General features: G+C 64.3%; 10 protein-coding genes. 6 read left to right on the forward strand and 4 right to left on the reverse strand.

The window, feature by feature from the left end:
- The first annotated feature begins 179 nt into the window (after window positions 1–179).
- Window positions 180–719 carry a GNAT family N-acetyltransferase gene (locus FJ948_RS10955; RefSeq protein ID WP_140704205.1) on the forward strand — a complete coding sequence of 180 codons (540 nt, stop codon included), beginning with the start codon at window positions 180–182 and terminating at the stop codon, window positions 717–719.
- A gap of 4 nt (window positions 720–723) precedes the next feature.
- On the opposite strand, the gene FJ948_RS10960 is transcribed toward FJ948_RS10955, so the two are convergent.
- A complete protein-coding gene (locus FJ948_RS10960; protein ID WP_140704207.1) occupies window positions 724–3,225 on the reverse strand; it encodes an EAL domain-containing protein in 2,502 nt (833 codons plus the stop codon).
- A 235-nt stretch (window positions 3,226–3,460) separates the two neighbouring features.
- Window positions 3,461–4,219 carry an IclR family transcriptional regulator gene (locus tag FJ948_RS10965; protein ID WP_140704209.1) on the reverse strand — a complete coding sequence of 253 codons (759 nt, stop codon included), beginning with the start codon at window positions 4,217–4,219 and terminating at the stop codon, window positions 3,461–3,463.
- A 184-nt stretch (window positions 4,220–4,403) separates the two neighbouring features.
- Between FJ948_RS10965 and FJ948_RS10970 the strand changes: the two genes are divergently transcribed.
- The 5 genes from FJ948_RS10970 (at window position 4,404) to FJ948_RS10990 (ending at window position 9,627) form a co-directional block, all read left to right on the forward strand.
- Window positions 4,404–5,381: a tripartite tricarboxylate transporter substrate-binding protein gene (locus FJ948_RS10970; RefSeq protein WP_140704211.1), complete on the forward strand. Its 978-nt coding sequence runs from the start codon at window positions 4,404–4,406 to the stop codon at window positions 5,379–5,381.
- Between the two features lie 133 nt (window positions 5,382–5,514).
- Window positions 5,515–6,051, forward strand: coding sequence for a tripartite tricarboxylate transporter TctB family protein (locus tag FJ948_RS10975; RefSeq protein WP_140704213.1), 537 nt, complete (start codon window positions 5,515–5,517; stop codon window positions 6,049–6,051).
- Window positions 6,052–6,055: 4 nt separating this feature from the next.
- Complete coding sequence (locus FJ948_RS10980; RefSeq protein WP_140704215.1) at window positions 6,056–7,579, forward strand: tripartite tricarboxylate transporter permease; 1,524 nt, start codon at window positions 6,056–6,058, stop codon at window positions 7,577–7,579.
- Between the two features lie 15 nt (window positions 7,580–7,594).
- Window positions 7,595–8,779, forward strand: a complete 1,185-nt coding sequence (locus FJ948_RS10985; RefSeq protein ID WP_140704217.1) for a CoA transferase — start codon at window positions 7,595–7,597, stop codon at window positions 8,777–8,779.
- Window positions 8,776–9,627: a citryl-CoA lyase gene (locus FJ948_RS10990; RefSeq protein WP_140704219.1), complete on the forward strand. Its 852-nt coding sequence runs from the start codon at window positions 8,776–8,778 to the stop codon at window positions 9,625–9,627. The genes FJ948_RS10985 and FJ948_RS10990 overlap by 4 nt, the downstream gene beginning before the upstream one ends.
- A 7-nt stretch (window positions 9,628–9,634) precedes the next feature.
- Here FJ948_RS10990 and FJ948_RS10995 read toward each other — a convergent pair whose 3' ends face one another.
- The gene (locus FJ948_RS10995; protein WP_140704221.1) at window positions 9,635–10,111 is read right to left on the reverse strand and encodes an NUDIX hydrolase; all 477 of its coding nucleotides are present in this window, start codon (window positions 10,109–10,111) and stop codon (window positions 9,635–9,637) included.
- 126 nt (window positions 10,112–10,237) lie between these two features.
- Window positions 10,238–10,546: a hypothetical protein gene (locus FJ948_RS11000; RefSeq protein ID WP_140704223.1), complete on the reverse strand. Its 309-nt coding sequence runs from the start codon at window positions 10,544–10,546 to the stop codon at window positions 10,238–10,240.
- Between the last annotated feature and the right edge of the window lie 271 nt (window positions 10,547–10,817).

Below are 10,817 nucleotides of genomic sequence, written 5' to 3' on the forward strand. Positions count from 1 at the left end.
CGTGCTGAATCAGCCCACGTCGAAAATAACACCCCCGCGCAAAAATCCCATAGCGTGGCTTGGATGTCGTGAAGCGCTGCCGGAGTTTGCGTTTGGTGCTGGATGATGGTCCCCTGTTCCCTGGCTCTTGCACCGCGCCGGCGATTTGCTAACCGCAGGCGGCAACGCGAGGCAATCCAATGAGCACGACGCAGGCCGTCATCGCCCCGGTCATCGAGACGCCGCGAACCATCCTGCGGGCACACCGGCTGGGCGATTTCGACGCCTATGTCACGATGTGGGCCGATCCGGTCGTCACCCGTTTCATCGGCGGCAAACCGCGCACGCGTGAGGAAAGCTGGATGCGCTTCCTGCGTCACGCCGGCCTGTGGTCGCTGCTCGGCTACGGCTTCTGGGCCATCGAGGAGAAAGCGACCGGCCGCTTCGTCGGCGAGGCCGGGTTCCACGATCTGAAGCGCGACATGCAGCCGTCGATCGAAGGGGTTCCGGAGGCCGGCTGGGCGCTGGCGCCGTCGGTGCACGGGACGGGCCTTGCCACCGAGGTGGTCGGCCGTGTCCTGGCATGGGGCGAAGAGACGTTCGGGCGCTCCAGAACCGTTTGCATCATCGATCCCGAGAATGCCGCCTCCTTGAACGTCGCGACGAAATGCGGCTACCGGGAAGTGGTGCGAACCCTCTATCACGACGCCCCGATGATCCTGCTGGAGCGGCTGTCCTGAATATCTAGCTGGCCTTGCGACGCAGCTTTTTGGCCACATCGCCCCACGGGTCGGCGCTGGTCCGCGCGGCGGGCGCAATGGTTTGGCACAGCAGCACCGTCGAGGCATCGAAGGGCCGAGGCCTGGCGATCCCGTAGCCCTGCGCGTAGTCTACGCCGATCTCCTTCAAGGCGGTGGCGATGTCGTCGCTTTCGACGAACTCGGCGATGGTGCGCTTGCCCATGACCTTGCCGATATGATGGATCATCTCGACCATGGCCCGGTCGATGCGGTCGTCCAGCATGTCCTTGACGAAGCCGCCGTCGATCTTGAGGTAGTCGACGGGCAGGTGCTTCAGATAGGTGAAGGACGACATGCCGGAGCCGAAATCGTCGAGCGCGAAGCGGCAGCCCAACCCGCGCAGGTCGGCCATGAAGCGCATGGCGCTGGTAAGGTTGGCGATGGCGCTGGTTTCGGTGATCTCCAGGCAGATCATGGACGGCGAAATGCCATGGACAAGGAACTGCTCGCGCAGGAAGCCGAGAAATGTCTCGTCGCCGAACGTCGCCCCGGAAAGATTGATGGCGCATGTGGCGATCGGCGCCATGCGCTGATCAGCCTGCCGCGCGGCCAGGATGCGGAACGTATTGCGCACCACCCAACGGTCGATCGACGGCATCAGGCCGTAGCGCTCGGCGGCGGGAATGAAGCTCTGCGGGGTAACGAAGCCGCCGTCTTCATCGGTCAGCCGCAACAGGATCTCGATATGCGCTCCCGTCTCGGCGACATCGTCGTTGAGCGGCCAGATTTCCTGGGCATGGAGTCTGAAGCGATCTTCTTCGAGTGCCGCGTGCAGGCGTTGCACCCAGGCCATCTCGCCAAAACGCTCGCGCAAGTCCATGTCGCCGTCGCTATGGATCTGGACGCGGTTGCGGCCCTTCTCCTTGGCCATGTAGCAGGCGACGTCGGCGGCACGCAGGGCCTCCTCGATCGTCACATGCGCATTGGCGATCTCCACCATGCCGACACTGACGCTGGTGTTGAAAGGCCTGCCGTCCCAGGCGAAATGCAACTCCTGCACTGCGGCGCGCAGCCGTTCGGCGATGTCGGCGGCATTGTCAGCCTGGCAATCGATCAGCAGCACGCCGAATTCATCGCCGCCCAACCGGGCGAGCACGTCGCCGGGCCGCAATTCGTTGGCCAGCAGGGCGGAAATCTGGCGCAGCAACTCGTCGCCCGCGGCATGGCCGCACGTATCGTTGACCAGCTTGAACTGGTCGAGATCGAGATACATCAGCGCGTGGTGCCGGGACGCACCCTGCGATTCGACGATCGTGCGCTCCAGCCGGCTCTCGAAATCGCGCCGGTTGGCGAGCCCGGTCAGCGTATCATGCGAAGCCTGCCATGAAAGCCGCTCGATGTAGTCTTCTTCGCGCGTCATGTCGTGGAAGGCGAGCACGGCGCCGACGACCTCACCGGAAACGAGCAGCGGCGCGCCGGTCAGCGCGACCGGGACGACGGAGCCATCCGGCCGCTGCAGCATTTGCGGGCGGGCGCTGGAACGGCGTGGCTCACCCGCCAGGAGGCGTTCGATCAAACGGGGCTCTTCGACGCTGGTGTCCTTGTCGACCAGCCGAAACAGCGACGCCAGCGGCTTGCCTCTGGCAGAACCGAACGGGCATCCCAGCAATTTCTCGGCAACCGCGTTCATGTATTCCAGCCGCCCGTCTGGGCCGGTGCTGATGACGGCCTGGCCGATCGAAGCCAGGGTAACCTGTGCACGCTCGCGCTCGGCATTGAGCGCCAGCTGGAAGGCCTGGCGCTGCGCCAGCAGCTTGCGGGTGCGCCAGACGGCAAGCAATATCAGCAAGGCGGCGGTAACGAGATTGGCTGACGTGAGCAGCATCTTGATGAAGCGCGACCCTTCGCCGAGACTGTCCGAGAAGGCCTTGGAGAGCGGGCTGATCTGATGGTCGAGCTGGCGGATTTGCGTCTTCCAGCCACTGATCTGGGTCGCGGATGCCGGACCCTTGCTCAGCTCGTTGTGCATCGTGTCGGCGAGCTGCTGGATGGCGAGGATCATGGTGTCGGCCGCCGTCCAGTGCCGCACGGCGGCGTCGAGATAGCTGAAGCTGCGGAAATTCTGGAACAGCCAGATCATCCCGGCGATGTCCTCGGGATCATTTCTGCCGCGCAGAAAGCCCGTGCGGGCAGCCTGGGTGTCGGGCTCGGACTGCTCGAGGGCCAGGCGGGCCGACCGATCGGCCAGTGGAACGGCGATCGCCGTACGATACTCGCCGAAGAACTCCTCATTGCCGGTGTCGGCATAGAGGCTGAGGAAGTAGATGGCGTGCTTCTGCCCCTTGGACCACTGGCTTTCGCCGCCGACATAGGCGCGGACGGCCGAAAGCGTATAGAGGCTCAGGCTGGCGACCAGCGCCTGAATGAGGACGACGGCGATAAACGGCCACACAAGCCCCAGAAGACGAGGACTTGCGTTCATCGACGACAGCTTCATCGAATTCATGGACGTGCCATGATCCTGTGCGCGCCTGTCCGGCTGTTTTCATCCGCCGGTTGAGACGATGTTGTTCCCTCATGTCGCTCGGATGGCGACACAACCCGGTTATCATGAGGGGCTTAACAGCAAATAAATCGTTCGACTTTCGACAAGACTTTTTCTTGCCGTGCCGGCCAAATATTACGCGACGTCAAGTAATTGCTTCAAGTTGAATCAGTTTGTATTCGATACTTGGCGGGCGCTAGACCGCGAGGCTCGCCTGCTCCAGCATGGTGGCATCCTCGCCGAAGGCGCGGGTGGCGCGGGCCGCCGCCTCGAGCAGCGGGCGCTTCATGCGCTGCAGGAACGCGGCGTCGACGCGCGTGCTTGGACCAGCCAGCGTCAAGGCGCCGAGGAGCACACGTCCCGGCCCGAAAACCGGTGCCGACACGCCCGCCGTCTCGGGGTCGCGATCGCCCACGGCGAGGCAGTTGCAGGTTTTGCGGATGGTTTCGTAGGGTTCGCCCTGCTGTCCCGAAAACGCCGCCAGCACGCGGCCCCCGGAGCCGACCAGCAAAGGCAATACGTCGCCTTCGCGTATCGTGTAGCGGATCGGATGCTTGGATTCGACCCGGTAGAGACAGGTGCGCACGTCCCCCGAGCGGACGTAGAAGGCAACGCTCTCCCAGCTTCTTTCGGAGAGATCGCGCATGATCGGCAGCAGGATATCGACCGCCACGACCGAGCGCTGGTAGAGCGCGCCGAGCCGGAAAGTCGCGGCTCCGACACGGTAGCGGCCATCGTCCAAGCGCTCGAGCAATTGTCCGCGCAGCAGCGAATTCGCCAGCCGCAGGATCGTGCTCTTGTAGAGACCGGTGCGCGTCGCGATTTCAGCCAGACTGAGCGAGCGGTCTGCCGTGGTGAAGGCGTCGAGGATGGCGATCGCCCGATCGAGTGCGGCAACGCCTTCGGCGGGCGCTCGCCGGATTTCCGCGTCAGCCGATTTGCCTGCCAAGTCCATTGCGGTTCCCAATTCGAAGAAGGCCGAACGGAGCGACTGTGTCGCGCCGCCTGAACGTTCTGTCCAGCAGAATATCGTTCCCGTTGACAGAACTTGGTAACATCTGCTTGAACTCGATCACGGGCCTGAACTCAGGCGCGTTTTGGCAGGCACCGGAGGAGGTGTCGTGATCTGGAGGAATCCCATGCTGAACAGACGCAGATTTTTGACGGGGACGGCGGCCGTCGGCGCCACCGGCCTCGCAGGACTTCATTTCACGCCCGCTTTCGCCGAAGGCGCGCCGCAGATCCAGATTTTCGTGCCGGCGGCACCCGGCGGCGGCTGGGACCAGACAGGGCGCACGATAGATCAGGTGCTGCGCAGCGAGAAGCTCATCTCCGGCTCGCAGATCACCAATGTCGGTGGCGCGGGCGGCACGGTCGGGCTGCCGCAGTTCATCAGCCAGTGGAACGGCAAGGGCAATTCGCTGATGGTCGCGGGCATGGTCATGGTGGGCGCCATCATCGCCAACAAGGCAGCCAACAATCTGACGCAAGTCACGCCGATCGCGCGGCTCACCGGTGAGTTCGAGGCACTCGTCGTGCCGGCGGACTCGCCGTTCAAGACGGCCGCCGATTTCGTCGCCGCGCTCAAGGCCGATCCGACGAAGGTTCCAGTCGCGGGTGGTTCCGCCGGAGGCTCGGACCACATCCTGTTCGGCCTGATCGCCAAGACGGTTGGCGTTCCGGCTCCCAGCCTTTCCTATGTGCCGTTCGCCGGCGGCGGCGAGGCCTTGTCGGCGCTGCTCGGCAACCAGGTGGCGGCCGGCATTTCCGGTTTCGGCGAGTTCTCCGAACAGGTCAAGGCGGGCGCGCTCAGGCTGCTCGCCATCTCGGCCGACAAGCGCCAGGACGGCATCGACGCGCCGACGCTGAAGGAAGCCGGCATCGATGTCGAACTGTTCAACTGGCGTGGCGTTTTCGCGCCGCCCGGCGTTTCCGACGCGGACAAGGCGGCGATGATCACCCTGGTCGAGACCATGGCCAAGAGCGATGCCTGGGCAACCGAATGCAAGAACCGCAACTGGACGCCCATCCTGCTCACCGGCGACGACTATGCGAAATTCGTCACCGAGGACACGGCTCGCATCGAGGCCATTCTCAAGGATCTCGGCCTCGCCTGATTTTCCCCAGGGGGACGGCGCGAGCCGTCCCTCATTTTTCAATCGCAGCCGGCCGCAAGGAGGCGATCGGTCCACCGGCGAAGGTGCGGTGAAGGCTGGCCGTATCGGGCCGACCACAACGGGGAGGACGTTCATGAGCACCATCAACCAGCCGGCGGCGCCTTCTCGCCTTGCCGTGCCGGAATTGCTGATCGGCATCGGCCTTCTGGCCTGTGCCGGGGCCGTCGCCTGGCAGACGCTGGCGATCCCGATATCGCCGCTCTATTCCAAGGTCGGTCCGACCGTCTTTCCCTATCTCACCATGGTCGGCCTGATTGTGCTTTCCCTGCTGCTGATCCTCGCCGCATTGCGCGGCGGCTGGCAGCCGGAGGAGGAAAAGGAGACGCCGACCGACTGGAAGGCGATGGGCTTCGTCGTCATCGGTCTTGTGGCCAATCTTCTGCTCATCCAGCCGCTCGGCTTCACGGCCGCCTCGGTCATCATGTTCGTTCTCGTCTGCTACGGCTTCGGCAGCCGGCACACGCTGCGCGATGTGCTGACCGGCCTGGTGCTGGCGCTGGCCGCCTATTTCGGCTTTGCCAAGGCGCTCGGCGTCAATATCGGCGCCGGTTTCGTCGAGAACCAGCTGAACACGGTGATCGATGCCTTCACCAGCACGCTGGGAGGCTGAGACCATGGATACGCTCAGCCATCTCGCACACGGTTTCGCCGTCGCGTTCACCCCGACCAATCTGATGTGGTGCCTGCTTGGCACCACGCTCGGTACGGCCATCGGCGTGCTGCCTGGCCTGGGGCCGGCACTGACCATCGCGCTGCTCTTGCCGATCACCTATCAGGTGGCGCCGGAGGCGTCCTTCATCCTGTTCGCCGGCATCTATTATGGCGCCATGTATGGCGGCTCGACGACGTCGATCCTGCTCAACACGCCAGGCGAGAGCGCAACCATCGTCACCGCGCTGGAAGGCAACAAGATGGCCCGCTCGGGCCGCGGCGGCGCCGCGCTCGCCACCTCGGCGATCGGCTCCTTTGTCGCGGGCACGCTCGGCACGCTGGGCGTCGCCTTTCTGGCGCCGGTCGTGGTCAAGTTCGCGCTGGCTTTCGGTCCGGCCGAATATTTCTCGCTGATGGTGCTGGCCTTCATCACCGTTTCGGCCGTGCTCGGCTCGTCCTCGGTACGCGGCCTTACCAGCCTGTTTGCCGGCTTTGTCATCGGGATGATCGGCGTCGATCTGCAGACGGGCCAGCCGCGATTCACTTTCGGCATGACCGAGCTGCTCGACGGCGTCGACGTCATCATCGCCGCCGTTGGCCTGTTCGCGGTCGGCGAGACACTCTACATGGCCTCGCGCCGCTATGCCGGCAAGGACGAGATCGTGCCGCTGAAAGGCTCGCTCTACATGACGGCGGCCGAATGGGGGCGCTCCTGGAAGGCCTGGCTGCGGGGTGCGGCGATCGGCTTTCCGATCGGCGCCATGCCGGCCGGCGGCGCCGAGATCCCGACCTTCCTGTCCTATGCCATCGAGAAGAAACTGTCGAAACACAAGCAGGAATTCGGCACGGTCGGCGCCATCGAGGGCGTTGCCGGCCCCGAGGCCGCCAACAATGCATCCGCCGCCGGTGTGCTGGTGCCGATGCTGACGCTCGGCCTGCCGACCTCGGCGACGGCGGCGATCATGCTGTCGGCCTTCCAGAGCTACGGCATCAACCCCGGACCGCTGCTCCTGACGACACAGGCCAACCTTGTCTGGGGCCTGATCGCCAGCCTGTTCATCGCCAACGTCATCCTGGTCATCCTCAATTTGCCGCTGATCGGCCTGTGGGTGCGGCTCTTGAAAATCCCGGCGCCGCAGCTCTATGCCGGGATTCTGGTGTTCGCCACCGTCGGCACCTATGGCATTTCGCAGTCGCCGATCGATCTCGTCATCCTCTATCTCCTGGGGGCCGCCGGCTTCCTGATGCGGCGCTTCGATTTCCCGACCGCGCCCGTCATCATCGGCATGATCCTGGGGCCGCTCGCCGAAACCCAGTTCCGTCGCGCCATGACTATTTCGAACGGCGACTGGTCGGTGTTCTACACACACAAGCTGTCGCTGATCCTGTTGACTCTTGCCTTCATCGGCCTCGCCGGCCCGCATATCTGGGCCTTCATCGAGCATCGGCGTCGGCGCGGGCCCGAACATGTGCCGGGCGATGCCTGAGCGATTTGAGAAGATATGACAGACCTGCTTTCCGGTATCCGCGTGCTCGACCTGACCAATGTGCTCGCCGGACCTTATTGCGCCTATCAGCTGGCCTTGCTGGGAGCCGACGTGATCAAGGTCGAAGGTCCGCAAGGCGGCGACCTGGCGCGCCAGCTCGGCGGCTCGCCAAAGCTCAACGGTGCCGGCATGGGCGCGTCGTTCCTGGCGCAGAACGCCGGCAAACGATCCGTCATGCTCGACCTCAAGCAGGCGACGGATCGCGAGCGCTTCCTCGACCTGGTCGCCAGCGCCGATGCGCTGGTCGAGAATTTTCGTCCCGGCGTGATGAAACGCCTCGGCCTCGGCTATGACGAGCTCAAGTCGGTGCGGCCCGGCCTCGTCTATTGCGCGATATCGGGTTTCGGGCAGAGCGGGCCGATGCGCGACAACCCCGCCTATGACCAGATCATCCAGGGCCTTTCCGGGATCATGAGCATAACCGGCACGCCGGAAACCGCGCCGTTGCGCGTCGGCTATCCCGTTGCCGACACGCTGGGCGGCCTGGTCGGGGCGTTCTCGATCGCGGCCGCGTTGGTCAGGCAGAAGACGTCGGGCGAGGGTGCGTTCCTCGACGTGTCGATGCTGGAATGCACGCTCTCCGCGCTTGGCTGGCCGGTCTCCAACTATCTGACGGCAGGGGTCGATCCCAAGCCGATGGGCAATGAGAATATGACGGCGGCTCCATCAGGCGCTTTCCGTACCGGCGACGGGCTCATCAACATCGCCGCCAACAAGCAGGAGCAGTTCGTGACGCTGTGCGTGCTGATCGGGCGGCCGGAACTGGCGTCGGACCAGCGCTTTGCCGAGCGCGAGACGCGCAAGAAGAACCGCGCCGCACTCAAGGTCGAGATCGAGGACGCTCTGGCAAGCGCTCCGGCGGCGGTTTGGGAAGAAACGCTCAATCGGGCCGGCGTGCCGGCGGGCAGGGTTCTGACGATCCCGCAAGTGCTGGCCGAACCACAAGTGCTCGAACGCCAGGTCACGGCTCGTTTCGACGATGTGGCCGGCATGGACGGGCCGCTGACCGTTCTGCGCGGTGGCTTCATGGTGGATGGCACCGCACCGTTGCCGACACGGCCGCCGCCGGTGCTGGGGGAGCATATGGACGAGGTGTTCGCCGGCCTGCCGCCACGCACCAAGGCAAAGGCCAGGGCATGAGCGGCGTGGAGAGGAAAACAGGCCGCGAGCGCGGCGAGGAGTGGTGGCGGACCGACATCATCGAGATGAGCCCCGGCGTGATCCGGCTGCGCGGCTATGAGATCCAGGACCTGATCGGCCGTGTCAGCTTCCCCGCCATGATCTGGCTGATGCTGCGTGGCGAACTGCCCAGCGAGGACCAGGCGGCACTGCTCGGCATTGCTTTGGGGGCGGCCGTCGACCACGGGCCACAGGCGCCGTCGATCGCCATTGCCCGCATGGCTGCGACATGCGGCGTCGGTATCAACAGCGCCATGGCCTCCGCCATCAATGTGCTTGGCGACGTGCATGGCGGCGCCGGCGAGCAGGCGCTTTCCTTCTATGGCGATGTTGCCGTGGCGCTCGAGGGCGGCATTGCCCTCAACGAAGCGGTCTCGACACGTCTTGACCGGTTCTTCGCCGAGGAAGAGGGCTACGTGCCAGGGCTTGGCCACCGCTTTCACCCGGTCGATCCGCGCGCGCCGCGTCTGCTGGGACTGGTCAGAGATTTTGCCGCGCGCGGCGTGATCAATGGCCGCTTCGCCGACATCGCCGAGGCGGTCGAGGCCGACGTCGGGCGGCGCAAGGGCAAAAAAATCCCGCTCAACATCGATGGCGCCACCGCCGTCATCTATGGCGAACTCGGTTTTCCGCCGCCGCTGACGCGCGGGCTCTTCGTGCTGGCGCGGTCGGTTGGCATCCTGGCGCATGCCTGGGAGCAATCGCAGCAGGCCGAGCGGAACAAGGGGCCGCTGCCGCGCGAATGGCTGTGGGCCTATGGCGGCCCGCCGGCGCGGCCTTTTCCGGAAGATGACGGCAAGGGCGGATAAGCCTGCCTCAGGCAGCGCCGATCGGCGCAGGTCCGGGAATGGTCAATGTCGCCACCAGCGTCGAGAGGTCCGGCTCGTCGATCAGCATTGCTGCGTCGGCGGGCGCCAGCCAGGCCCGCTGCCGCCGCCTGGCTTCCTGCCAGTTGGCGAGTTCCTCGGTCACCTCGAGGAGATAGACGATGACGTCGACACGAATGAAGTTGTTGGCCAGCCGTTTCCAGTAGGAGTAGGTGCCCGCGGGCTCCTTCAGGGTCTTGCCGAGCACGCCGGCTTCTTCCATCGCCTCGATGGTGGCTGCCTTGCGGCCGCTCTTGCCTTTCATCGGCCATCCCTTGGGGACGATGAAGCGCTGCGTCGTCCTCGATGTGACCAGCATCACCTCGATGCCGCCATGCGCATTGCGCCGAAAGGGGATCGCCGCCACCTGGCGGATTCGTTCGCCCTTCTTGGCGCGGCGTACAGCCTTTTTCTTGGTGGCTACCATTCGCAAAAATCCAGACGGTGCAATGCCCCATAGCGTGATGCGGCGCCTTTGCAAAATGCAAACTGCCGCAGGGATACCCAATGGCCCCTATCATGTAAGTCGGCTAAATAAAAGTGGACCTACCTGTCAGCGGCAGGTGCTGACGGCGGTGTTGCCGATTATCTGCGTCTGGCAGCTCGGCCTGACCCGCGGAACGACAGGCGGCGGCTGCTGGACGATGACGCGATCCTGGGCACGATACTGCTGCTGCTGCTGCTGAAATTGCTGCCGCTGAACCCGGTTTTGCAAAGCCTGCAGGTCGTTCTGCTGCATCTGCGCATTGCCGTTTGCCGAGGGAATGAACACCTCGGCGGAGGCGGGCACACCAAACCCAGCCAGAACCAGCGTAGCCAGCACTGCCGATGCCAGAATCGTCGATGGGCTACGCAAAGACATCCGCTCGTTCCGCGAAAAGATCCTATTCATCCCTAGTATATAGGGCGCCTGTCTGGCGATGCGATGTTTCATGGCTAAAAAGAATGGAATTGATGCCGCGCACCGGACGGCAAGCCGTTGCCGTCATATTCGGACGTATAATCCGAGCATTACCGTCATATGACGACTATGAACCGACGGATGTGGCCATAGTATCTTCAGCTGCGGAGATCTCCACCAAATGGCTGATGCCAGCCGCCCGCGTATCGCCTAAACGCAACTTTCGGTTCCA

This window comes from Mesorhizobium sp. B2-3-12 (genome assembly GCF_006442205.1).
In the GTDB taxonomy this organism is placed as follows: Bacteria; Pseudomonadota; Alphaproteobacteria; order Rhizobiales; family Rhizobiaceae; genus Mesorhizobium.